We start from the raw sequence: 23,984 nt of genomic DNA, 5'->3' as shown, positions 1-23,984 counted from the left end.
CGCTGCGCAGCAGGTGCTGGCATGATGTCGGCACTGGTCAGATTTGCCATTCGTTTTTATGGCGTGATGATAGGCCTCGCCCTACTGGTGGTTGTTTATGGGTCTTACAGCCTTACGCAAAGCGATTTAAACGTCTTTCCTGAGTTTGCGCCAACACAAGTAGTGATTCAGACCGAATCGCCCGGTTTATCTGCCAGTCTGGTCGAAAAATTGGTCACCCAACCCATTGAAAATGTCATTTCAGGGGCCATCGGTATCAAGAGTCTGCGCTCGCAATCCATCCCCGGGTTATCGATTGTCACTGTGATTTTTCAGGACAAATCAGACATTTACCGCAATCGACAAATCGTCGCCGAGCATTTAAATATGCTGGGTAGCCAGTTACCGCCTGGCATTGTGCCCAACATCACACCGCTGACCTCTTCAGCGAGTACGGTGATGGGCATAGGCGTGACTTCCGACAAATTGTCATTAATGCAATTGCGTACACTAGTTGATTGGCATTTGACGCCACATTTGATGGCGATTCCGGGCGTTGCCGACATCAATGTCTATGGCGGCGACGTTCGTCAATTTCAGATCAAAATTGATCCGCGCAAATTGATGTTGTACCAGTTAAATGTGCAAGATGTGGTGAATGCCGCCAACCGCGCGACAGGAGTGCGCGGGGCCGGCTATGTTCAAAATGACAATCAACGCATGATATTGAACACGCAGGGTCAAACCACGACGCCGCTGCAACTGGCCAATATTACGCTGTTACGTAAACTTGGTCGTACCATTCGGATCGGCGATGTCGCTGAAGTTGCCGAAGGCGCCGCGCCCTCTATCAGCGCTGCGGCGGTCAATGGCAAACCAGCCGTCTATTTGTCTGTGCAAGGACAGCTAGGGGCGAACGTGTATGCCCTCACACAGTTGCTCGAGCGTAAGCTGACCGACATCAAACCCAGTCTGAATGCACAAAATGTCACCTTGCACGAGGGCTTATTCCGGCCGGCTAACTTTATTGAAACGGCTATCCATAGTTTGCGCACTGACATTCTGATCGGCTCTTTTTTGGTCGTGCTGGTGCTATTCGCATTTTTATTCAATGTGCGTACCGCCCTTATTTCTGCGACGGCAATTCCACTCTCTCTGTTGACTGCCATTGTGGTGCTTTATCAGTATGGGGTGGGGCTGAACATTATGGTGTTGGGCGGACTAGCGATCGCATTAGGGGAAGTGGTCGATGATGCGATTATCGATACGGAAAATATTTTCCGTCGTTTGCGCGAAAACCGCTTATTGGCACAGCCACTACCGCCTTCACAAGTCGTGTTCCAAGCATCGATGGAGGTACGTGGATCGGTGGTTTATGCCACGATTATTGTGGCCTTGGTATTTTTGCCGCTACTCACGCTATCTGGTGTGGCTGGTAAATTGTTTGCGCCTTTGGGTTATGCCTATATTTCAGCCATTTTGGCCTCGCTGGCAGTCGCACTCACGCTCACCCCTGCCCTCTGCTATGCTTTGTTGGCTAACGCGCCTCTGACCAATGAAGACTCGCCGGTGTTGCGGTGGTTAAAACAACGCTATGTTAAATTACTGCACCAAATTGAACACCGCTACAAACTTATCCTTATTTCTAGTTTCATCTGCATTGCGCTTGGTTTAGCAATCTTGCCGCTATTCCGAAGTCAGTTCATTCCGGCCCTGCGCGAAGGCCATTACATTTTACACATGACCACGGTGCCCGGCACCTCAGAAATCCAGTCGCTCAAACTAGGCAATCAAGTGACTAAGGTTCTGCTGGAAATTCCCGGGGTGAAAAGTGTTGCACAGTGGGTGGGTCGAGCGCCCAATGCCGCGGATACTTTTGGTACCCATTACAGTGAGTTTGAAGTCGAAATCGGCACCGTGTCCGGTAAAGAACAAGCGCGTATATTTCATGATATCCGTGAAGAGCTTGCCGGAGAGGCAGAAGATGATGATCAAGATGGCAAAGTCGAGCTGGGCTTTGTCGGCGCTAATTTTGCGGTCAATACTTTTCTCACCGAGCGCATTGAAGAGACCATCTCAGGCTATGCGGCTGGCTTGGTGATCAACATTTTTGGACAAGATCTCGACGCCCTGGATAGAGACGCACAAAAAGTGGCTACCCTGTTGGGCGGCATTCGCGGCGTGCGCGATGTCATGGTGCAATCGCCGCCAGAAACCCCAGAAATCGTCATCCGCCTCAAGCAAGAAAAACTTGCACTATGGGGACTACATCCGGTGGACGTTCTGGACACCGTCAGAGCGTGTTACGAGGGGGTGCCGGTCAACCATGTCTACATGGGCAATCGCTCTATCGGCGTGAGCGTATTACTGAATGATGCGTCGCGCGATGACATCGCAGACATGCGAAATATTCCCATTTTTAATGCCGAAGGCCAAATGCTAAAGCTGTCAGATGTGGCCTATATCGCTCAAGAAGGTGGGCGATCTAAAATCTTGCACGCAGGTGCCAAGCGGATTCAAACCATCACGGCGAATATGGTTGGTCGCGATCAGGCGTTATTGCTTGACGAGATCCGTGGCAGCTTGCATCAAAAGCTTCAACTACATCCGGGTAACTATCTAGAATTTTCAGGCGAAGCAGAAGCCAATGCACAATCACGCAAAGATTTAATGATTCACTCGCTGGTCGCTGGCGTGGCAATCTTTCTCATGCTCTATATTGCCTTTGGCCGCTTGCGTAACCTCATGCTCACCTTTGCGAATTTGCCTTTCGCTTTGATCGGAGGTGTCATCGCAACGTTTTTTACCGGTGGCTGGATTTCGGTCGGCACGTTGGTTGGTTTTGTCACTTTGTTTGGCATTACGCTGCGCAACTCCATCATGATGGTGTCTCATTTTCAGCATTTGGTCGACAAGGAAGGCTACACATGGAACCTTGACACTTGCATTCAAGGTGCGTCTGAGCGCTTGCCTTCGGTGTTAATGACGGCATTAGTCACAGCATTGGGCTTATTGCCTTTGGCAGTGGGTAGCGGTGAACCCGGACGTGAGATTGAAGGGCCGATGGCCACGATTATTGTCGGCGGCCTGATCTCTTCAACGATTCTTAACTTATTAATTTTACCGACCATCATGTTACATTTTGGCCGCTTTGAAAAAAACGACACAACGGCGTGAGCAACCCTATTTGATAGGTATCACAGGGCCGTCATGCAAGACATGGTCATGAAGCAACTGTGCATCAAACCCTTGCGCAAACAATGTATGTTGAGACTGATGGACCACCGATGTTTGGAAGGTTGCCTGTGACAATAGGCCCGATAACCCCTGATCTAGTATGCCCATGGATTGCAAATTTGCCAGCGTAAAAGTGGGCTTCTCTTGCAAGATCTGCGCATCTGACTTCACTAGTAACAATTGACAAGCCTCGAGCTGCCATGCCAGCCATGCGGCCAAACTATCAGACGTGATATCCCAAGTTTCCGATAACACGTGGTCATTTGCAAACGCGCTGTTCAAGGCCATTTCGCTGGGCAGCCACACCAGACCACGGTGCTGCCAGCCACTTTCAGCAATTTCAAGAGGATTACGCACCAGTGTCAGCGCCGGAACCATGGCAACCAGACTACGGGCCATTTGGTCCATCGCGTAGATCGCTAAAGCATGTGCCTGCTGGTCATCAATATGGCCGTCTGGGAGGGCCGCACGCATGTTTTGAAAGGTGCGAACCGCATCCGCATAGACCCCGCCACCCGGCACAATGATGACTTTACCGTCGCCCCAACGGACAACCAGTTGCAACCACTGAACCAAGCTTTCATAGTGTGTCACGCTACCCCCTAGCTTGATCACCCACATGATTGAGTTCCTGACTTAGTTTGTTGTTTTAAAATGGGCCACCAGCTTGAAAAACTGTGAGGCTTTATCAAAAGTTTCTTGGTATTCTTTGCTGCAATCAGAATCGGCGACTACCCCGCCCCCTGCAAAAAATCGCATGCTGCCATTGCTGATCACTGCAGTTCTTATCGCGATATTGGTGTCCATACTACCATCAAACCCAATATAGCCGATGCTGCCACAATAAATGCCGCGCCGATGTGGCTCTAGCTCCTCAATAATCTCCATCGCTCTTAACTTTGGCGCGCCGGTAATCGAGCCGCCAGGAAAGCATCCACGTAATAAATTCAACGCGTCAAACTTCGCTGCCAGCAAGCCGCGCACAATGCTCACCATATGATGCACATTGGTAAAGCGTTGCAATTTGAATAACGCATCCACCTTCACTGATCCGACCTCGCAGACCTTGCCAATATCGTTACGCAGCAAATCAACGATCATTAGATTTTCTGCCCTATCCTTTTCGCTTTGCAATAGCTCTTCGGCGGCTTGCGCATCCAGCACGGGGTCAGCATGGCGTGGCCGCGTGCCCTTGATTGGGCGGGTTTCTACTTTGCGGTCAATCACCTGCAAAAAACGTTCTGGCGACATTGATAGGACAGCCAACGGCGCACCCGCTGTGTCTTCTAGCTGCAAATAAGCCATAAAGGGCGCGCGACTCAATCGTCTAAAGTGATCATAGGCTAGGCAAGGATCTCCGCTGACTGACACGGCAAAGCGTTGTGCCAGATTGATCTGATAGCAGTCACCGGCACGAATGTAGTTTTTTACTTTTTGAAAAGCAAGCGCATAAGCGGCCTGATCCATGTTGTGCTGTAGGTCTCCTGTCACCTTAAAAGCAACTGGTTCAGGCGCCGGTGATGACTGCAAGAGCGATTGATGCAATGCATGCAGTGTTGCATGGTCGCTAAAGCGCGCATGCGATACCAAGCTGCTGCGTCCAAGGTGATGATCGACCACGATTGCCCAATCATAGATACCGACCATTAATTCAGGCACTGGCGCATCCTCTGCTGCCAGCGTTGGCAATCTTTCAATACTGCGCCCTAGGTCGTATGCAAAATAGCCTAGCGCGCCCCCTGCAAAGGGGATATCTGCCACCCGATCAACCGCATGCGGGGTTAACCATTGCTGAATGACCTGAAACGGATTCTCTTCTGTGTGGTGTATCGTTTGATTGGCGTGCACTTGCGTCGTGGGATGGCGATGCATAATCTTGGCGACGGGCGCTGCAACAACGATGTCAAAGCGCGCGCCAAGGCCGACTTCTTCATCCACGGTGGCTTGCGCGCTTGCGGCATCCACGCGCCCGCTCTCAAGCAACATTGGCCAGGCTAGGTGCCGGACTTTTTTAAACCAGACCATGCCCTCGGCATAAGGTAATTCCAATGTCGTTAATGCCATGCTTGCCACAACCTCGCTACTGCATAGGCCGGGAAACAAACCTCGGCCTCAATATTTAGTTCTGCATCCCCTGCCGCGATGAAAGCCGAGGCAGGTTGATACGCTATTTGCAGCGTCTGCGCCAACTGGGCGACTAAAAAGCTGCCAGCCCCCAACCCCACTATGCGCATCGGGGGATTGTGGGCCCGAGAGATCGCCGCCTCAATGGCCAGCTGCAAGGCTTGCAATTGGGTGCTTTTAAAGGCCGCTGCCAATGCATGCCAAGTCCTGTCGTCGTGATCCTCTACATCATGCCCTACCATCCGAGCCAGACGGCGCATCGTTTCTCGGGCGGATCGGCCTTGACCATCGGCGGTATCGGCAAGATCATGACTAGGAGATAACTCGCCTAGCAAACGATAAACATCTGCCGCGGTCGCAAAATACTCCGCTGCAATGTGGCGCATTTGCGAATCCGCCTGCCCTGACGGCGACCACCCAATACTAGGACCGAGCGCCATTAACGGGGTTCGCACCACACCGGTATAAAGTAAGCTCTGATTCGCCATGCGCTCAGCGTCTGTCCATCCAGCCGCCAACACTTGCTGTTGGTCGCAATAGCTGATATCGCTGGTCGTACTGCCAATATCGACCACCAAGATTGCGTGGTCAGCCAATATTGTTGCTAGACATTGCGCCGAGGCATGCCAGTTCATCGATGCTACATGCGTTTCAAGGCCAACGACCTGCGCGGTAAACCGAGCGCCCTGCATGGCTGAGGCCATATAAAATGTCGCATGGGGTAAATCGCGCTGCACAGTGAGTGCAATAGCGCGCACGCCCTGCAAACGGTTTTCAAATAAATCAACCAGCTCACCGGTCATGGTCACCGCGTGCTGACAGGCGTCAGGCGCTATTTGCCAACGACGCAACACTTGCTCAATTGCCTCTTCCAATAAGGGCAGCCCTTTCCACAACGCACACGGCAGCTGTAACACGCGCACCACTTGCCCCTGCTCATCAAGCATTACGGCTTTCACATGGGCGCCACCGATATCCCAGCCAATCACACGAGGCTTCATATCGAGGGGGTCTTTCTGGTCGGGGCGGTCTTAGTTAAACTGATCTTAGAAGATGCTCGGGCCTGCACTGCAGGCAATTGATTTTGTATGATGGTATCCATGATTAATGCAGCGGGATTTTTCGAAAGCAAGGCAGATAAGCCAATATAGGGCGTGGTTAAACGCGGATTAATTTCTACCAGTATCCATTGATGATCAGCGGTTAGGATCATATCTGCCCCCCAATAAGCAACCAACCCCGGGATCGCAAGTTTGATCTGTTCAGCAAGCTGTTGCATGGCTGGTAAATGTACCACTGCTTCGTTCACGCCTGCCCCCGCAAAGCAAAACGCGCCTGATTCAATGTTGATTATTTGCTGATGCCCAGCGATGACCTGTACCCGATCCATGGTAGACAACACTGACATGCTCAAGGCTTGACCCGACACATAGGGTTGCACGATCAACCGTCGATAAAGCGCAGGGTCGTTAATTTTAATTTTGTACTTAAATTCAATAACTTCATTAACTTTATTAAAGTAATAAGTAAACTCACAACCCGCGCCGTCATCGGGCTTCACCACCCAGCCACTGGCTTGGGCAAGGTCAAACCAGGGTAGCTCAACGAATGAGGACGTGTTTGCAAGAAACGCATACGGGAGCACCGCAATGCCTGCCTGCTGACAAATGTCGGCCATCACAGATTTGGCCGCCGTCTGCTGTATCGCTTCGGCGCTGCAGCCTATCCAGATTTTGCCTGCTGCGGCGACCATTTGCTGCAAATCATATAAAACCCCCTCTGTTTCAGGGGCAATGATCCAACAAGCATCGATGTCATCCGTGGCCAATAACGCGCGCCAATACGCAAATGCATCATCAGAAGGGTGTATTGGCGAGCTACAGACATTCATGGGCGCCGCAACGCGATAATCATGGCTGGTGATACAATCAACTCCCAGCGTCTGCAGGTCAGCCAGCAAAGCGTCTCGCATGAGCAAGCCCTCTTGCAGCAAACTGGCTGGCAAAGGCACAGCGGCCAGCCCACCCGCGCTAACGTATTCACACACCCAGATTTTCAAGCGAGATTTATTGTGCATATTATTCCCGTCATCGATTTAATGCATGGCCAAGTGGTACAGGCGGTAAAAGGGCAACGTCAACACTATCGCGCGATTCAATCGCAACTGACAGATAGCCATGCCCTGCTCGATGTCGTCCATGCTATTTTACAAGTTTATGCGTTTGACTGTTTGTATATTGCGGATTTAAATGCGATTACAGGCAACTGCGATAGGCCAAATCACATTGCTTTGATTCAACAGGCGATGGCAAGCCACCCCAGGATTGAATGGTGGGTAGATGCAGGCCTGAACAGCGTTGAAGCCCTTGCACCTTGGCTAGACGCGGGCATTCGGCCTATTATCGCAAGCGAGTCTCTGCCCGATATTGAGACCTATCAAAAGATGCGTGCAGTGGCTGGGCCAAGTATGTTGTCACTCGATTTTTTTCAGGACGGTTTTCATGGCCCCGCGCCGCTCATGACTGACTCAACGCTGTGGAGCCAACCTACCATTGTCATGAACTTGCCTCATGTTGGCGCCAATCAAGGCCCGGCGCTCGCGCAAATCACTTCGCTTAAACAACAACACCCCGAGCAACGATTATATGCCGCAGGCGGTGTTAGAAACATGGCGGACATAGATGCCCTATCGCGGCATGGCGCAGAAGGTGTGCTGGTCGCCAGCGCTTTACACCAAAAAAACATTACAAGCCAAGCGCTCCATCAGCAAGCCAGATAAAAAAACCGGCCAAGCGGCCGGTTTGTTTACAGCACAACTGAAAAACTTATTCTAAGTTGGCATGCAATGCGCGCATACCTTCTTCAGTCAGACCTTTAGCGTGAATCAATTCTGAAATCGCGCCTTCTAAGAATACTAAGGTAGATAATTCGAATTGACCGCCCATTGGCATGCCTTTCACCAATGGGAAGCTGTCATCTTGACCAACTTGAACCACTAAATCTGCCACATCTGCCATGGCTGAGGTTTTCTTCATGGAGATCACGACCAGCTTAGCGCCAACTTCTTTGGCTTTTTTCACAAATGGCAACAATGTTGCTGTACCACCAGAGCCAGATACCAGTATCAATAAATCGCCTTTTTTGATGGCTGGGGTGACCACTTCGCCAATCATGTAAACGCTGTAACCTGAATGCACCAGACGCATCGCAAAAAAGCGAGAAACTAGCAGTGAACGACCTGCACCACCGATAAATGTGGAACCTGCTTCCTCGACCAATTTCAGTAATTCAGCCGCTTTTGACTTATCAGTCACGTCTAAAATACGTTTTAAATTGTCTAAAATAAACTGTTGATGATCCATGTTTGTATTCCTGTAATCAAAAAATTTGAATAAAAAACCCGACACATTGCTGGGTCGGGTTTTTTGTTTCGCTGATCAATAATTACTTATTGATGCTTAATCGAATTAAGCGTGAGCGATAGCAGTGATTTCTGCAGCAGCAGCAGCTGGGTCAGCAGCGCCGTAGATAGCAGCACCAGCAACGATGATTGTCGCGCCAGCGTCACGTACTTGACCTGCAGTAGCGGCTTTAACACCACCAGCAACAGAGATCTCAACGCCCAAGTTCAAACCAGCTACAGCAGCCAGGTCAGCAAATGGTGTTTGACCAGCAGCTTGTTGGTCCAAACCAGTGTGGATACCGATGATGTGAGCACCAGCAGCAGCAACTTCTTTAGTTTTAGCAACTTTGTCTTCAACGCTGATCAAGTCAACTTGTGCTTTTTTGCCGTATTTGTTAGCAGCTTTGATTACGCCTTTGATTGTACCGATGTCGGATACGCCCAAAACCACGCAGATATCTGCACCGGCTTTGTAGAATGGCTCAGATTCGTACTCGCCTGCATCCATCGTTTTCAGGTCAACCAGGATCTTGTTGTTTGGGAACTTAGCGCGCAAAGTTTCCAGCAATTTGATACCGTTGTGCTTGATGCATGGTGTACCGATTTCCAAGATGTCAACGTGTGGAGCAACTTTTTCTGCCAAAGCGATCGTTGCGTCGAAATCCAATGAGTCTAATGCCATTTGAGTTAATGCCATGTTTTTCTCCAAAAATTAAAATTTAAATGCTATTACTAGCGTACTACCAATTCAAGCTGGTCGCTCATAGTAAGCTGGCAGCCAAAATAAGTCAATGTTGCAGGCCGATTTATGCCTGACTTAAAAGCCAAACGGGCAGGTCCCTGCCCGTTTGCATTATTGCACAGCGATATTACAGTTTTGCGGCTAATGCAGCTTCCAGTTTATTCTGGTCGGCCACGAAACCACGGATACCTTCTGCCAACTTTTCAGTTGCCATTGGGTCTTGGTTTAATTCAAAACGGAACTCTTCTTCTGTCAGTTTTGCAGGCACCTCTTTGGTTTTGCCGCCATCTTTCAACACTTGTACCAAGGTACCTTCGGTTGCAGCTAAATCTTGCAACAGGTTTGGTGAAACGGTCAAACGATCACAACCAGCCAGAGCAATCAGCTCGCCTGTGTTACGGAATGAAGCACCCATGACCACAGTTTTGTAGCCGTGTTCTTTGTAGTATTGGTAGATTGCGCGCACAGAAACGACACCTGGGTCGGTTTCTTGTGTGTATTCAGTGCTTGGGTTTTTAGCTTTGTACCAGTCGAGGATACGGCCAACGAACGGTGAAATCAGGAACACGCCAGCTTCAGCACAAGCACGTGCTTGACCAAAACCGAACAGCAGTGTCAGGTTGCACTGGATGCCTTCTTTTTCAAGAATCTCGCCGGCTTTAATGCCTTCCCAAGTTGAAGCCAGTTTGATCAATACGCGGTCTTTGCTGATACCTGATTCTTGGTACAGGCTAATCAATTTACGGCCTTTAGCAACCATTGCATCAATGTTGAAAGATAAACGTGCATCAACTTCTGTCGAAATGCGGCCTGGAACCACTTTAGTGATCTCAGCACCAATCAACACTGCCAGTTTGTCGGCAGCGTTTTCAATTTGTTGTTCTTTAGAGCCACCTTGTGCTTTTGCATAAGCAATGGCAGTTTCAATCAAGGGTGCGTATTCTGGGATTTGGCTCGCCTTGAGGACCAGTGATGGGTTTGTGGTTGCGTCCACAGGTTTAACACTTTTAATTGCTTCAACGTCACCAGTGTCAGCCACGATCGTTGTGATTGCTTTCAACTGATCTAATAAATTTGCCATGCGATTGCTCCTATAAATTGCAATAATCGTTTACGTATAGTTATACATAGAAACCGCGAACATTATAACTGAATTTATCATTGTTGGTTAAGCGTCCTTTGCACATTACTGCAGACGCGTTACGGACTTACTTGCGAACACACCCACTGTTTTGTTGATTAAAATCAATTAATTGCCAAGGCTAAACTAGCCAATATTGCGGTTTTTGGCTTTTCAACACCCCCCTTTTCGGGCACAATTCACCTTTTTTGCATGCGATTAATCCGTTGGCCCTATGGGTTCTGTCACCTCTTTAAATAAAGAACAAAACCAGACTCGCTTCGCACAATTACCTGTTGACTGGTATGTTGACCCAGCCATCTATGCTCTGGAGCAGGCTCACTTGTTTGCGTTGCAACCCCAATACGTGGGGCATGCGCGCATGATTCCCAATCCGGGGGATTATCAATGCTTGGATTGGATGCACAACGCTATGGCGCTGGTAAATCAGCAAGGGCAACCACAACTCATTAGTAACATCTGCCGCCACCGTCAAGCGGTCATGCTCAACGGTCAAGGCAATACACAACACATAGTCTGCCCATTGCATCGTTGGACTTATGACCTCAATGGCCAGTTACTGGGTGCGCCGCATTTTGATCAAAACCCCTGCTTGCATCTACAACAGCAATCTTTAAGCGCCTGGCAGGGTTTACTGTTTAAGTCAGCGCAAAGCAACAACCAAGACAAAAGCCCACCTATTGCGCAACTGCTCAAACAACTCGGCTGCAAGCAAGATTTCGACTTTACCGGTTATCACTTCGACTCCGCCATCGTCGACCATTACGATTTCAACTGGAAAACTTTCATTGAAGTCTACCTAGAAGATTATCACGTGGGGCCGTTTCATCCTGGACTGAACCAGTTTGTGAATTGCAGCGAACTACACTGGGAGTTTGGCGAGCACTACAGCGTGCAAACCGTTGGCTACAAACCGTTGCCAGAATACAACCTGTCCCCTGTCTACAAACAATGGCAGCAGGCGGTCACAGATTATCAGCAAAATCAAACGCCCAAATACGGCGCCATTTGGTTCGTGTTGTATCCATTTTTGATGATCGAATGGTATCCCAACGTATTGGTCGTCTCACACATTATTCCGACTGGCGTCGAATCTTGCCAAAATGTGGTTGAATTTTATTACCCTGAGGACATTGCTTTGTTTGAACGCGAATACGTTCGCGCGCAACAAGCCGCTTATTTTGAAACCGCCGTCGAGGACAAAGAAATTTGTCAGCGCATGCATGATGGTCGTAAGGGCCTCTTTTCATTGGGCAAGGACGAGCGCGGCCCCTATCAGCATCCCATGGAAGCCGGACTAGAGCACTTTCATCGTTGGTATCGCAGCCAAATGGAGCCCCACTTACCTGAGCATTTGCGTCGCTAGGCCCCGGTTTGCACTTGCCCCCAAAAAGCAATCTGTTAAATCCTAAACATTGGCCACTGGGCAGCTATTGGATGCTGCTTGCGGGGCTCGGCTTTGCCATCATGGGGGCGTTCGTTAAAGCGGGCGCCGCACGCTTTAGTCCCAGCGAGTTAGTGTTTTATCGCTCTGCGTTCGGATTGCTCATGATCACCGTCATTGTCTGCTGGCAAGGCAAACCTTTAAAAACGCCGCTTTTCGCGATGCAAATGCGTCGCGCCGGCGTGGGCTTTAGCGCCCTACTTCTATTTTTCTATGCCTTAGCACACTTACCACTGGCGACCGCGATCACGCTGAACTACACCTCACCCATGTTTTTAGCCCTACTGTCTCCCTGGCTGCTGAACGCTGAGCCTGCCTTGAGTCATCGGCAGCGCAGGCATTTAAACTTATGTATCTTGGGTGGCTTTATCGGCGTTTGCCTAGTGTTGCAACCGGCCATCCAAAGCAATCAACTGCTCGCGGGGGCACTGGGTTTACTGTCTGGCATAGGTGCTGCATTAGCTTATGTGCACGTCAAGCAATTAGGGGTGGAGGGCGAGCCAGACTGGCGAACAGTTTTTTACTTCACGCTGGTGTGCAGCATCGCCAGCGGTGCCTGGATGCTGGTTGATCACGTCACACCACTGCGTTGGCAAGACCTTCCCTTGTTGTGCGGATTAGGCATCTCCGCGACCCTCAGCCAACTGGCGTTAACGCGAGCCTATCGGACCGGCCGCACGCTCACTGTGGCCAGTCTGGCATACAGCACGGTAGTATTCGCGACACTGATTGGAGTGGTTATCTGGCAAGAAGCGTTGAGCGGCATCGAAATCGCCGGCATGATGATGATCATCACTTTTGGCATACTCAGTGCGCGTAGCAAACAGTAGCTGCGTAGAAATCAGTTGGCGCGCGGCGTTGAGGGCCTAAGCCGACCCAATAAAAAAACCATGCGGTTCAAGGCATGGTTTTTTTAAATCAATCGCAGGGACTATGGCTCTAACAAACCACAGCGCATCGCGATTAAAGCAATTTCAGCCGAGTTTTGCGCATTGAGCTTTTGCTTGATGTTATACAGATGCGTGCCGACCGTGCGAGGACTCAAAAATAGCGTTTCAGCGATGTCATTGGTTGACTTGCCCCGCGCAAGCGACATAAACACCTCAAACTCTCGTTCACTCAATACATCCACCGGATTTTGCTCGCCAGACAGTTGTTGTATGGCCATTTGTTGCGCCACACTAGCCTCGATGTATTTTTTACCTTGTGCCACACTGCGGATTGCTTTGATCAACTCTTCTGCCGCACTACGCTTTGTCACATAACCCATCGCACCGGCATTGAGCACGCGCTTGGGGTGCACGGAATCTTCATGCGCGGATAGCACTAAAATTCTCGCATGATTGTCTTTTGCCAAAATGCGCTCAATCGCCTCCATGCCGCCAATGCCGGGCATGGTGATATCCATCACCACCACTTGCGGATGGTGTTCAACGTAAGCTTTGATGGCCGCCTCACCACTCTCTGCCTCGGCAATGACTTTGATATCCTGGTCTGACTCGAGCAGCATTTTAAAGCCCATCCTGACCACTGCATGGTCATCTACCAGCATTACACTTATCACGTTCATTTACTCCCTGTTGTTTGGTGCTGATTGTAAAGGCAATCGGATCTCTAAAGTGGTTCCACGGCTGATCTCCGGCTGCGAGACCACTTTAAACTGTCCATGCAACGCTTGGACGCGCTCACGCATCCCCAGCAGGCCAAAATGTCGCGTTTGGTCTACTAAGTCCAATTGCATGCCGACGCCATCATCGCAAATCATCAAACGCAAGCCTTCGGCGTCGTTGAGCAAATGGACATTGATGGATTGCGCATGGGCATGCTTGATCGCGTTGTTGACGGCTTCTTGTACCATACGATACACATTGATATTTACGTTCTCACCCATGGGCGCACAGGCACCCGACACATGCAATTGAATCGTTAAATCCGGGTGTTGCGCTTGATAGCCAGATACCATGTCACGCAAGGTCTCCACCAAGCCCATGTTATCCATGGCAGCCGGACGCAACTGACGAATAATGTTATGCATGCCATCGTAAATGTGGTTAGCTGCCGCGACGATGGTTTGCGCGTTAGCAGCAATATCTGGCGTATTTTGCTTAGTTTTGTTAACAATAGCCACGGCGAACGTTTTGATTGCGGTCACATACTGCCCCAGCTCGTCATGTAATTCGCGCGCTAGACTGCGGCGCTCATCCTCAATGTGTTGCTGTATGAGCTGCGTCAACTGCCGGTTTTGCTCTAACTGACGCTCAGCATCTAGTGACAAAGCCATCTGGTTCAAACTCAAGCCTATTTTGTCAAACTCAGGCACTGAAAAGCGCGCTAATCGGGTCGTTAAATCCCCCTGCTCAATGCGGTTGATCGCATGCAAAATATGCCGGACGGGACGCAAGGCATGGCTAAGTAGCCCATAGATCAGCAGATTGAGTAGCAGAAAAAAACCAACGCCCATCATCATTAACTGTAAAAAACCCGACCATGCCTCTCGAATAGAGCCCTCCGCACTGGAGCGGATGGTCAGCACGCCGTAACGCACGCGCCGCGTGACCGTTTCTTCTTTAGGCCCCACCAATTTTACAAACCAACTGGGTGGATTGATCTCTGTTTTAAAGGTTGAATCCGGGGAAATGTATAAGGGGTTGTTGGCATAATCATATAACTCGATATGACTACTGCGCACATAGCCTAATGAACGTAAAAAATCTTGCAAAACGTAATGCGTAGGGCCGAGGCTGGGGTTCATGGCTGAACTGACAATGACGGTGTCCAACAATTGCACCGTGACACGCATGGCAGCCTCAACCCGTTCACGGATGCTATCTTTGGTATCGCGCACCAACACTACTGCCGCTGCCACCAAAAAAGCAAGCGATAACATGGTGACCAGCAGATTGAGACGAAAACGTAAACTCATGATTTAACCGTGAAAAAACCCTAACGCTATTTAACTGCAGTTTCGCCATACTTTCACAGCGTAAAATCATTAAATTGGCCAATATTTAATTAATCTTTGATGGTGAGCTTGTCCCAAGCTGCTGGTTTGGCTGGATATGCCAGCGTGAGCGCATTTAAAGTTTCAAGCAAAATACGTGAAATCAATAAATTTCGATTGGTTTTAGAGTCTGCGGGAATCACATACCAAGGTGCATATTTCGTGGAGGTTTGTTGCAGTGCCTGTGTATAGGCCTCCATGTAGCGGTCCCACAGCGCGCGCTCCTCTAGGTCTTTCGGATTAAATTTCCAGTGCTTGCTGGGCGTATCTAAGCGCTCTTGTAAGCGTTGTTTTTGCTCGGCCTTAGAGATGTGCAAAAAGCATTTAATAATCGTGGTGCCGGTTTCACTCAGCATCCGTTCAAAATCGTTGATTTGCTGGTAGCGCCGTTTGCATTCCGCCTCGTCGATCCAATCATGCACTTTCACGATTAACACATCCTCATAATGGCTACGATTGAAAATAACCAACTCACCGCTCGCAGGCACTTGCTGATGCACTCGCCATAGGTAATCATGCGCCAACTCATCAGCGCTCGGCGCCTTAAAACTGGCTAGCCGAATGCCTAAGGGATCACAGGCACTAAACACTTGCTTGACCGTGCCATCTTTGCCACTAGTATCCATGCCCTGTAAAATCAGTAACACCTTATGCCTGCCCTCAGCATGCAATATATCCTGCCTAGCATTAATCGCCTCAGTCATAGAAGCGAGCAAACTATTGTCCGCGGACTTATCACCCGATCTGGCTGATTTATCTTCTGGCTTGAATTGCGCCAGTGAAAATTTTTTGGGATTCACGCGGTAGTCATCAATATTCAACGTTTTCACTGCATTCGCTCCTCAATCAATCTCGTTAGTGTAACCGACCCCCCGAAGCAATACCATGTCATGGGTGCAAATCGTAACCGCATCTACCATAACATAATTTATCAACTGTTATGATATGATAAAACAAAACTTCACCTGTCAATGATCGTCGGCGACGCAATGCCGCCAAGAGGCGTTTAGAGAAGTGATAACCATAAAATACAAACACATTCAGGATCAAGCACATGGCACTGCAGGCAATGTCAGTCCTAGAAATGTAGTGCGCAATCCCTCCACATAACCCTTGAATGTAAAGGAGCCTATCATCATGCAGTATTCATTAATCAAAACAGTGGTACGTTGTCTGGCATGCCTGATGGCAATGGCAGGTGTACATGTCGCAACACAAGCCTCCCCTCACGCATCATCATCAGGGGATGAGGCGCAAGTACTAGTACAAGGTGTGCTGGAGAAGCGCACTATCAGCAGTTGGCAATATGGCACCCATCAACTTACTGGCGATTTTTTTCAAGCTGAAGCTACGGCTATGGCACCCAGAAAAGTCTTTGCACTAAAAAGTGAGCAGATTAACTTAGACCCTTTTTTAGGTCAGGAAGTGGCGATTACTGGCAAAGCCATTGCTGGCTACCCTGTGGATGGCGGGCCTGATTTTATTGAAGTCATCGCCGTGGCCATGTCACAAAAGCAAGCCTCTGGCAGACAACAATCTTGGGCCACTCCGCAGGATTGGGCAGGCACCTACCATGGCCGCCTGCCATGCGACAACTGCATCGCCATTGAGGCCAAGTTGGCTTTAAATCATCAAGGCTACTACCAATTAAAGCAGACCCAACTGACTGACGACGGCAAGCAAACCACACGTCAAAGCCGCGGCAAATACCACTTGAATGTAGCAAATGGTGAACTCTGGTTGCAACACCTCAAAGCACCGCTACACTTTCGCCGGCAAGCAGATCGTCTCATTTTGTTGGATCCTCAGGGCAACCCGAAAGGCAACCCTCAGCAAGACTTTCTGCAGAAGTTTTGAAATATGGATCAAGAAATAAAAAACGCCAGTATTGACTGGCGTTTTTTAGTTGAATATTAGTCCTTAGAGGCCCGTTTACGCTCATGCTCCAGCAGGTAGCGCTTGCGTAAGCGTATCGTTTTAGGCGTGATTTCAACTAACTCATCATCATCAATGAATTCAACCGCGCTTTCAAGACTTAATGAAACGGGCGGAATCAATCGAACCGCCTCGTCCGTGCCGGATGCGCGCACGTTGGTGAGTTGCTTACCCTTGATTGGGTTAACGACGAGATCGTTGTCGCGGCTGTGAATACCAATAATCATACCTTCGTACAATCTATCCCCTGGGCTTGAAAACATCTTACCGCGATCTTGCAGTTTCCATAATGCATAGGCAACCGCTTCACCTTGTTCAGCTGAAATCAACACACCGTTACGGCGGCCTGGCATGTCTGCTTTGACCGGTGCATATTCATCAAAGATGTGCGCCATCAAGCCAGTGCCGCGGGTGAGTGTCAAAAACTCGCCTTGAAAACCAATCAGACCACGCGCCGGAATACGGTATTCTAGGCGAGTACGACCATTACCGTCGGACTCCATATTGCTCATTTCACCACGACGACGACCCAACTCCTCCATGACCGCACCTTGGTTTTCATCTTCCAAGTCCACGGTCAAAATTTCATAAGGCTCGCATCTTTCGCCATTGATTTCTCTGAAAACCACGCGTGGTTTACCAACTGCAATTTCAAACCCTTCACGACGCATGTTTTCCAGCAGAATGGTCAGGTGCAACTCACCACGACCAGAAACACGGAATACGTCCGTATCTTCAGTGTCTTCAACCCGCAATGCCACGTTCACTAACAACTCTTTAGTTAAACGGTCACGAATTTGACGTGAAGTAATGAACTTGCCTTCCGTACCAGCCAATGGTGAGGTGTTGACCATAAAGTCCATGGTCAATGTCGGCTCATCTACGCCCAAATGCGGCAAGCCAACCGGCTTATCGCGGTCACAGATAGTGAAGCCGATGCCGATTTCTTCGATACCGGAAATAATCACGATATCCCCTGCTTCGGCCTCTTCAACCGGCACGCGATCCAAGCCTTTGAAACCAAGCACTTGGTTAATACGGCCTTGCGCGACTTGTTCATCTTCGCGCATCACGGCAACCACTTGGCCTGGTTTGATACGACCGTTAGTTACACGACCAACGCCTAGGCGGCCAGTATAAGTAGAGTAATCAAGTGCTGAAATTTGCAATTGCAACGGGGCATCGCTATCGCCCTTTGGTGGCTCGACATGGCTTAGGATGGTTTCAAACAGCGCACGCATGTTATCCGAGGGGGTGTTCATGTCGAGCGTTGCAAAACCATTGAGCGCAGAGGCATAAACTACTGGGAAATCTAGCTGTTCATCTGTCGCGCCGAGGTTGGCAAACAAGTCAAACGTATGATTAATGACCCAATCAGGGCGTGCACTCGGACGGTCAACCTTATTAATCACTACAATGGGCTTTAAACCCAATGCCAAGGCTTTTTTAGTCACAAAGCGGGTTTGTGGCATCGGGCCGTCTACCGCGTCAACCAGCAACAACACGCCGTCCACCATACCTAAAACACGCTCTACCTCGCCACCAAAGTCCGCATGGCCCGGGGTATCGACGATGTTAATGTGCGTACCTTCATAAGTTAAGGCGGTATTTTTGGCCAAAATGGTAATGCCACGCTCTTTTTCTAGGTCGTTGCTGTCCATGACACGCTCAGTCATCGCTTGATGAGAGGCAAAAGTACCTGACTGTTGGAGTAATTTGTCGACCATGGTTGTTTTACCGTGGTCAACGTGCGCGATAATTGCGATATTTCTGAGGTTGCGTGCCATGTGAACTGCCATCTGTTTGGAAAGGGCGCGATTTTATCACAAATCAATTAAATGTTTGACTTTTAAAATAAAATGGCTATACTGCGAGCAACTTAAAACACTGCTGGTTCAAATCACTGGCAATCTTGTTTTAAATTCATTGCCCTGACCTGTCAGTAACTCGCGAAATTTTGAGGTTACTATCTTTAGATGACGTATTGATGACATCATCTTCTTTTATCGGTTAGTGGCTATGCCCAAGCGCCGGTAAAAGCAATTCCCTGTGAATGTTGCTTTGGCTAAATAAATATTGCTTCACACTTAAACTAAGTGTTGTGCGAGGTTATTGGCTATGCTTTTGCTTTACTAGCGCCCTTTTTAATTGTTGACGAAAGGGACATTCCTTGTCTTTTGCTGATTTAAATCTTGATCCTTCCATTTTGCGCGCACTGACCGACGCAGGCTATGAAAACCCAACAGCGATTCAGGCACAATCGATTCCTGAAGCTTTGCAAGGCCGTGACATCATGGCTTCTGCACAAACTGGCACCGGCAAAACGGCTGCCTTTACTTTACCCGCACTTAACTTGCTGGCAACCCCACACCCGGTTCGCAGCCGTGGTCCACGCATCTTGGTGTTGACTCCTACCCGTGAACTGGCTGCACAAGTGAACGAAGCCGCTCGTAAATACGGCAAATTCTTACGTGCACGTTGTATCAGTATTGTTGGCGGCATGCCCTATCCTTTGCAAAACAAACTGTTGTCACAACCTTTAGACATTCTGGTTGCGACCCCAGGCCGTTTCATTGATCACCTGGATCGTGGTCGTATTGATCTGAGCCGCTTGCAAATGTTAGTGTTGGACGAAGCTGACCGTATGCTGGACATGGGCTTCATGCCAGATGTTGAGCGTATTTGTGACGCTTTACCTGCTGACCGTCAGACATTGCTGTTCTCGGCAACGCTCGATGGCATCATGGATATCGGCAAGCGTTTCTTGCGTAACCCTTTGACGATTCAAGTGGCCGGCCAAAAAGAAAAACACGCAAACATCGAACAACGTTTGCACTTTGTGGATGACATGAACCACAAAAATAAATTGTTAGAACACCTACTGATTGCACCGGATGTGAACCAAACCATTATTTTCACTAGCACCAAGCGCCATGCCGATTTATTGGCAGAAGACTTGTATGCTGCGGGCCACAGCACGGCAGCGTTACATGGCGACATGACACAAGGTGCGCGTAACCGCACGCTGACCAAACTGCGCCATGGTGACGTTAAAGTATTGGTTGCAACAGATGTTGCAGCGCGCGGTATCGACGTACAAGGCATTTCACATGTTATTAATTATGACCTGCCGAAATTTGCAGAAGACTATGTGCACCGTATCGGTCGTACCGGCCGGGCGAACAACACTGGCGTCGCAATCTCATTCGCTTCTAACGCGGATCGTCATTTACTGCGCAAGATTGAGCAATACACCGGTCAAAAATTGCAAGCTGAAGTGATTGCAGGTTTTGAACCAAAACGCGCAGTGCGTATGGATGATGGTGGTGACAAACGTGGTGGCAAACGCACGGGCAAACCACAAGCCAAAGGCGGTTTCCGTCGCGATGATCGCCCAGGTCAAAACAAATCGTTTGGTGAACGTGTCGCCCGTGAAGGTGGCCGTGATAACAACCGCGGTGCCCAAGAAAACAAGCCGCGCACACCACGCGTTACCGAGCAAAAGCAGGACAAAGAAGTGAACGGGAACAGCAAGAGCTACAACAAAGACACAGACTTTCAATTCGCCCGTGCGCTTGCTGACGAATTTGGCCAACGCCGCCCACGTCCAGCAGCGAACAGCCAAGAGCGTTTTGGCAATCCCAACGCACCTCGCAGCAACAACAAACCGCGTCCGGCAGGCAAGTCCTTTGGTGACGCAGGTGGTGCCAAACGCCCTCGTTCATTTGCCTAAGTCGAGCCTATGTCTGAGCAAACCATAGTAGATTTTCGGTCGCTCGGCCTCGCCGAGCCGCTGTTAAAAGCAATTGATGAGTCTGGCTATACGACACCCACGCCCATTCAGGCGCAGGCCATTCCGCTCGCTTTGCAGCGCATGGACTTGATGGCAGGCGCACAAACAGGAACCGGTAAAACGGCAGCGTTTTCCTTGCCGATCTTACATACCCTTTTGCCACTCGCAAGTACTAGCACTTCGCCAGCGAAGCACCCGATCCGGGCGCTGGTGCTGGCGCCCACGCGTGAGCTGGCGATTCAGGTGTATGACAATATCAAAACCTATGCCAAGCACACGCCTTTGCGCAGTTTGGTGGTGTATGGCGGCGTCGATATCAAAACACAAACCCCTATTTTAAAAACGGGTGTTGAAATTTTGGTTGCAACTCCTGGTCGGCTGCTGGACCATGTCGAGCAAAAAACCCTGTCCTTAAGCCAAGTGCAGTTTTTGGTGCTAGACGAAGCTGACCGTATGCTGGATATGGGTTTTATGCCAGACTTGAAACGCATTTTGGCTTTGCTACCTAAGCAACGTCAAAACCTGATGTTTTCAGCGACGTTTTCGGACGAGATTAAAAAACTGGCGGATGCCTTTTTAAACAACCCCACCTTAATTGAAGTGGCTCGCAGCAATGCGACCAACGAGAACGTGGAGCAAAAAGCGTATCTAGTTAACAGTGATCAAAAGCAACGTTTTTTGGTGCAGTTGTTAAAGCACTACGCGAATCAGCAAGTGATTGTGTTCACCAAAACCAAGCTGTCTGCCAGCAAGCTGGCTCGCGCCTTAGAACGTGACCATATTCCATGCAGTGCTATTCACGGTGATAAAACACAAAAAGAGCGGATTGAAGCGCTGGATGCTTTTAAAGCGGGCACGATCAACGCTTTAGTAGCAACCGATGTCGCGGCGCGTGGCTTAGATATTACGGATTTACCCCTGGTGGTGAATTATGAAATATCTACGGCACCTGAAGACTATGTGCATCGTATTGGCCGTACTGGCCGTGCGGGCGCCAAAGGCATTGCGATTTCATTAATCGACGAGGATGAAACCAAATACTTCGCCGACATTGAAAAGTTGATTAAAAAGCAGATTCCAAAAGAAAAAGGCCTCATCAACAATAGCAACAACAGCAGCAACAGCAGCAATAACCGACCACGCACCACTAAGCCTGCACGTGGCGAGGATGGATGGTTTCAGCAACCATACCAGCCAGCAGCGGCAGTCGCAGTTCAAAAAGAGGCCCTGGCCAAGCCATCGAGTGCCAAGCGACAAGTCGTTGCTGCCCTACTGGGTGGTTTTGGATTTAAAGCCTCACCGCAAACTCGTCAACAAGCCAGACGTGCAACGCCGAAATTAGCTAGCAACACCGATAGTCAGCCTACTGGCAATTCGGAATTAACCTAAGCAATCAGCACCAAGTGACCATAAAAAAGCCCCATGACTGGGGCTTTTTTTTCGACTATCCTTCACGATTCCGCATAAAATCTGCCACACCATAAAGCTGGTTAGCGATATGTCGCATCAACGTCTCTTCAAATTCAAGCGTATGCATGGCTTTAATCATGCAATACATCCATTGATCACGCTCTGACTCGCCAATCTGAAACGGCATATGTCGTGCGCGCAAACGGGGATGTCCATAGCGCTCAACATATAACTGCGGCCCACCCGTCCAACCACTTAAAAACATAAACAGCTTTTCACGGGCTTCAGTGAGATCAGCCTGATGGATCGCGCGTAAGCCTGCGGCTTTTGGATCGCTATCCATGATGTCATAAAAGGTCTCCACCAGTTCACGAATGACCTCAGTGCCTTTTGCTTCCCCGCCCAACCAATCAAACAACGATTGTTTGGCCGCGTTTGGCTCTTGTATATCACCCAATGCCATATGGATTACGCACTTTTTGTTGGCGTGACGCGAGCAGCTGCTTGTTTGGCGAGGTCGCGCGCGGTATCCACATCCGCTGCCGTGGCCAAGGCCACCCCCATGCGGCGGCGCACAAAAGACTCAGGCTTGCCAAACAAACGAATGTCGCTGTTTGGTACAGACATTGCAGCTTCTAATCCGTGATATTCCAGCGCATGTGTGTCCGCACCGCCATAAATCACGGCACTAGCGCCGACTTCTCGCTGGGCAACATCCACCGGCAAACCGAGAATGGCCCGTGCATGCAGTTCAAACTCATTCAGGCGCTGGGTACACATCGTCACCATGCCGGTATCATGCGGACGTGGACTGACTTCAGAGAACCAGACTTGCTCGCCTTTTACAAATAGCTCAACACCAAATAAGCCCTGACCGCCCAAGGCATCGGTGACTTTTTTAGCGATCGTTTGCGCATTGATGAGCGCTTGTGGATGCATCGCTTGTGGCTGCCAACTTTCGACATAATCGCCCTGCTTTTGCACATGGCCAATCGGCGCGCAGAAGTAAGTCGCGATCTGACCATCCGCATTGTTGGCCCGCACGGTCAACAAGGTGATTTCATAATCAAAATCAATTTGGCCCTCGACTATCACCACGCCTTGATTGACACGGCCACCACTGGCAGCATACGCCCAAGCAGCGTTCACCTCAGAGGCGTCAGTAATACGGGATTGGCCTTTCCCAGAGGATGACATGGTAGGTTTGATAAAACAGGGATACCCAATGCCACCGTCAATGGCGGCCTGCAACTCAGCTTCAGAGCGGGCAAAGGCATAAGGCGAAGTCGGCAACGCCAATTCTTCAGCGGCTAGCCGACGAATCCCTTCGCGATTCATGGTCAACTGCACCGCGCGCACCGTAGGCACTACCGTCACGCCACTGGCCTCAATCTCAGCCAATGCCTCGGTGTTGAGCGCCTCGATTTCTGGAACGATATAGTGCGGCTTTACTTCATGCACGAGTGCTTTTAATGCCGCTGCATCCGTCATATCGATAGTGTATGCATGATGCGCCACCTGATGCCCTGGCGCATTTGCGTAGCGGTCTACCGCAATGACCTCGACCCCTAAACGCTGCAAGGCAATAATCACCTCTTTACCAAGCTCACCACTCCCTAGTAGCATCACCTTGGTGGCATTTGCGCTCAACGGGGTCCCAATCATTTTTCGCTCCACAGTAAAAACGCAATGATACCATGGGCAATTTCGCTGACGGCTGATCGTGCTTGATTTATGTCACAAGCAGACCACATCTTCCCTAGCAAACACAAACA

Annotated in this window: 20 protein-coding genes; 7 read left to right on the top strand and 13 right to left on the bottom strand. The window is 49.7% G+C overall.

Going from position 1 to position 23,984, the window contains the following annotated elements:
* Positions 1 to 21: 21 nt before the first annotated feature.
* Positions 22 to 3,156, top strand: coding sequence for an efflux RND transporter permease subunit (locus tag FIT99_RS05920; protein ID WP_140003443.1), 3,135 nt, complete (start codon positions 22 to 24; stop codon positions 3,154 to 3,156).
* A 6-nt stretch (positions 3,157 to 3,162) separates the two neighbouring features.
* Here the strand turns inward: FIT99_RS05920 and FIT99_RS05915 are convergent, their stop codons facing one another.
* The 4 genes from FIT99_RS05915 to FIT99_RS05900 are packed head-to-tail and all read right to left on the bottom strand — an operon-like array spanning position 3,163 to position 7,417.
* Positions 3,163 to 3,837, bottom strand: coding sequence for an amino acid kinase family protein (locus FIT99_RS05915; protein ID WP_140003442.1), 675 nt, complete (start codon positions 3,835 to 3,837; stop codon positions 3,163 to 3,165).
* 15 nt (positions 3,838 to 3,852) lie between these two features.
* Positions 3,853 to 5,280 (bottom strand): aminodeoxychorismate synthase component I, encoded by a 1,428-nt coding sequence (pabB, locus tag FIT99_RS05910; RefSeq protein WP_140003441.1) that lies wholly within the window; start codon positions 5,278 to 5,280, stop codon positions 3,853 to 3,855.
* A complete protein-coding gene (locus tag FIT99_RS05905) occupies positions 5,271 to 6,341 on the bottom strand; it encodes a hydantoinase/oxoprolinase family protein (protein WP_140003440.1) in 1,071 nt (356 codons plus the stop codon). The genes pabB and FIT99_RS05905 overlap by 10 nt, the downstream gene beginning before the upstream one ends.
* Positions 6,338 to 7,417 carry an ATP-grasp domain-containing protein gene (locus tag FIT99_RS05900; RefSeq protein WP_140003439.1) on the bottom strand — a complete coding sequence of 360 codons (1,080 nt, stop codon included), beginning with the start codon at positions 7,415 to 7,417 and terminating at the stop codon, positions 6,338 to 6,340. Before FIT99_RS05900 ends, FIT99_RS05905 begins: the two co-directional genes overlap by 4 nt.
* On the opposite strand from FIT99_RS05900, the gene FIT99_RS05895 reads away from it, so the two are divergent.
* A complete protein-coding gene (locus tag FIT99_RS05895; protein ID WP_140003438.1) occupies positions 7,412 to 8,119 on the top strand; it encodes a HisA/HisF-related TIM barrel protein in 708 nt (235 codons plus the stop codon). The two genes, FIT99_RS05900 and FIT99_RS05895, sit on opposite strands and share 6 nt — an antisense overlap.
* Positions 8,120 to 8,165: 46 nt before the next feature.
* Here the strand turns inward: FIT99_RS05895 and hxlB are convergent, their stop codons facing one another.
* The 3 genes from hxlB to tal form a co-directional block, all read right to left on the bottom strand.
* On the bottom strand, positions 8,166 to 8,702 hold the full coding sequence (gene hxlB, locus FIT99_RS05890; RefSeq protein WP_019882223.1) for a 6-phospho-3-hexuloisomerase: 537 nt from the start codon (positions 8,700 to 8,702) through the stop codon (positions 8,166 to 8,168).
* Positions 8,703 to 8,807: 105 nt separating this feature from the next.
* The gene (gene hxlA / locus FIT99_RS05885) at positions 8,808 to 9,440 is read right to left on the bottom strand and encodes a 3-hexulose-6-phosphate synthase (RefSeq protein ID WP_019882222.1); all 633 of its coding nucleotides are present in this window, start codon (positions 9,438 to 9,440) and stop codon (positions 8,808 to 8,810) included.
* 172 nt (positions 9,441 to 9,612) lie between these two features.
* Positions 9,613 to 10,566, bottom strand: coding sequence for a transaldolase (gene tal, locus FIT99_RS05880; protein ID WP_140003437.1), 954 nt, complete (start codon positions 10,564 to 10,566; stop codon positions 9,613 to 9,615).
* A 274-nt stretch (positions 10,567 to 10,840) separates the two neighbouring features.
* Between tal and FIT99_RS05875 the strand changes: the two genes are divergently transcribed.
* Entirely contained in the window at positions 10,841 to 11,992 is a 1,152-nt protein-coding gene (locus FIT99_RS05875) for an aromatic ring-hydroxylating oxygenase subunit alpha (protein ID WP_140003436.1), read from the top strand.
* 71 nt (positions 11,993 to 12,063) lie between these two features.
* Positions 12,064 to 12,900: a DMT family transporter gene (locus tag FIT99_RS05870; protein ID WP_140003435.1), complete on the top strand. Its 837-nt coding sequence runs from the start codon at positions 12,064 to 12,066 to the stop codon at positions 12,898 to 12,900.
* A gap of 101 nt (positions 12,901 to 13,001) precedes the next feature.
* Here FIT99_RS05870 and FIT99_RS05865 read toward each other — a convergent pair whose 3' ends face one another.
* The 3 genes from FIT99_RS05865 to FIT99_RS05855 all read right to left on the bottom strand — a co-directional run bounded on the left by FIT99_RS05865 (position 13,002) and on the right by FIT99_RS05855 (position 15,901).
* Positions 13,002 to 13,640 carry a response regulator gene (locus tag FIT99_RS05865; protein ID WP_189524792.1) on the bottom strand — a complete coding sequence of 213 codons (639 nt, stop codon included), beginning with the start codon at positions 13,638 to 13,640 and terminating at the stop codon, positions 13,002 to 13,004.
* Positions 13,641 to 14,957 (bottom strand): ATP-binding protein, encoded by a 1,317-nt coding sequence (locus FIT99_RS05860; protein ID WP_140004666.1) that lies wholly within the window; start codon positions 14,955 to 14,957, stop codon positions 13,641 to 13,643.
* 125 nt (positions 14,958 to 15,082) lie between these two features.
* Positions 15,083 to 15,901 carry a polyphosphate kinase 2 family protein gene (locus FIT99_RS05855; RefSeq protein WP_223261299.1) on the bottom strand — a complete coding sequence of 273 codons (819 nt, stop codon included), beginning with the start codon at positions 15,899 to 15,901 and terminating at the stop codon, positions 15,083 to 15,085.
* 307 nt (positions 15,902 to 16,208) lie between these two features.
* Here FIT99_RS05855 and FIT99_RS05850 point away from each other — a divergent pair, with 307 nt between their 5' ends.
* Positions 16,209 to 16,928, top strand: a complete 720-nt coding sequence (locus FIT99_RS05850; protein WP_140003434.1) for a copper resistance protein NlpE N-terminal domain-containing protein — start codon at positions 16,209 to 16,211, stop codon at positions 16,926 to 16,928.
* 56 nt (positions 16,929 to 16,984) lie between these two features.
* Here the strand turns inward: FIT99_RS05850 and typA are convergent, their stop codons facing one another.
* On the bottom strand, positions 16,985 to 18,793 hold the full coding sequence (gene typA, locus FIT99_RS05845) for a translational GTPase TypA (protein WP_140003433.1): 1,809 nt from the start codon (positions 18,791 to 18,793) through the stop codon (positions 16,985 to 16,987).
* 383 nt (positions 18,794 to 19,176) lie between these two features.
* Between typA and FIT99_RS05840 the strand changes: the two genes are divergently transcribed.
* Positions 19,177 to 20,739, top strand: coding sequence for a DEAD/DEAH box helicase (locus FIT99_RS05840; RefSeq protein WP_140003432.1), 1,563 nt, complete (start codon positions 19,177 to 19,179; stop codon positions 20,737 to 20,739).
* Between the two features lie 9 nt (positions 20,740 to 20,748).
* Positions 20,749 to 22,188: a DEAD/DEAH box helicase gene (locus tag FIT99_RS05835; protein WP_140003431.1), complete on the top strand. Its 1,440-nt coding sequence runs from the start codon at positions 20,749 to 20,751 to the stop codon at positions 22,186 to 22,188.
* Positions 22,189 to 22,243: 55 nt separating this feature from the next.
* On the opposite strand, the gene FIT99_RS05830 is transcribed toward FIT99_RS05835, so the two are convergent.
* Positions 22,244 to 22,672, bottom strand: a complete 429-nt coding sequence (locus FIT99_RS05830; protein WP_140003430.1) for a group II truncated hemoglobin — start codon at positions 22,670 to 22,672, stop codon at positions 22,244 to 22,246.
* Between the two features lie 5 nt (positions 22,673 to 22,677).
* Positions 22,678 to 23,874: a formate-dependent phosphoribosylglycinamide formyltransferase gene (purT, locus tag FIT99_RS05825; protein WP_189524791.1), complete on the bottom strand. Its 1,197-nt coding sequence runs from the start codon at positions 23,872 to 23,874 to the stop codon at positions 22,678 to 22,680.
* Between the last annotated feature and the right edge of the window lie 110 nt (positions 23,875 to 23,984).

Source organism: Methylophilus medardicus (genome assembly GCF_006363955.1).
GTDB classification, from domain to species: domain Bacteria; phylum Pseudomonadota; class Gammaproteobacteria; order Burkholderiales; family Methylophilaceae; genus Methylophilus; species Methylophilus medardensis.
This window is presented reverse-complemented; position numbering and strand designations above follow the sequence as displayed.

Bases quoted from the DNA above. Each gene is read 5' to 3' on its own strand.
- FIT99_RS05860 (WP_140004666.1), bottom strand. From the start codon at position 14,957: ATGTTATCGCTTGCTTTTTTGGTGGCAGCGGCAGTAGTGTTGGTGCGC.
- typA (WP_140003433.1), bottom strand. From the start codon at position 18,793: ATGGCACGCAACCTCAGAAATATCGCAATTATCGCGCACGTTGACCAC.
- FIT99_RS05920 (WP_140003443.1), top strand. From the start codon at position 22: ATGATGTCGGCACTGGTCAGATTTGCCATTCGTTTTTATGGCGTGATG.
- FIT99_RS05875 (WP_140003436.1), top strand. From the start codon at position 10,841: ATGGGTTCTGTCACCTCTTTAAATAAAGAACAAAACCAGACTCGCTTC.
- purT (WP_189524791.1), bottom strand. From the start codon at position 23,874: ATGATTGGGACCCCGTTGAGCGCAAATGCCACCAAGGTGATGCTACTA.
- hxlA (WP_019882222.1), bottom strand. From the start codon at position 9,440: ATGGCATTAACTCAAATGGCATTAGACTCATTGGATTTCGACGCAACG.
- FIT99_RS05900 (WP_140003439.1), bottom strand. From the start codon at position 7,417: ATGCACAATAAATCTCGCTTGAAAATCTGGGTGTGTGAATACGTTAGC.
- FIT99_RS05870 (WP_140003435.1), top strand. From the start codon at position 12,064: ATGCTGCTTGCGGGGCTCGGCTTTGCCATCATGGGGGCGTTCGTTAAA.
- FIT99_RS05830 (WP_140003430.1), bottom strand. From the start codon at position 22,672: ATGGCATTGGGTGATATACAAGAGCCAAACGCGGCCAAACAATCGTTG.
- pabB (WP_140003441.1), bottom strand. From the start codon at position 5,280: ATGGCATTAACGACATTGGAATTACCTTATGCCGAGGGCATGGTCTGG.
- FIT99_RS05850 (WP_140003434.1), top strand. From the start codon at position 16,209: ATGCAGTATTCATTAATCAAAACAGTGGTACGTTGTCTGGCATGCCTG.
- FIT99_RS05835 (WP_140003431.1), top strand. From the start codon at position 20,749: ATGTCTGAGCAAACCATAGTAGATTTTCGGTCGCTCGGCCTCGCCGAG.
- FIT99_RS05915 (WP_140003442.1), bottom strand. From the start codon at position 3,837: ATGTGGGTGATCAAGCTAGGGGGTAGCGTGACACACTATGAAAGCTTG.
- FIT99_RS05905 (WP_140003440.1), bottom strand. From the start codon at position 6,341: ATGAAGCCTCGTGTGATTGGCTGGGATATCGGTGGCGCCCATGTGAAA.
- tal (WP_140003437.1), bottom strand. From the start codon at position 10,566: ATGGCAAATTTATTAGATCAGTTGAAAGCAATCACAACGATCGTGGCT.
- FIT99_RS05865 (WP_189524792.1), bottom strand. From the start codon at position 13,640: ATGAACGTGATAAGTGTAATGCTGGTAGATGACCATGCAGTGGTCAGG.
- hxlB (WP_019882223.1), bottom strand. From the start codon at position 8,702: ATGGATCATCAACAGTTTATTTTAGACAATTTAAAACGTATTTTAGAC.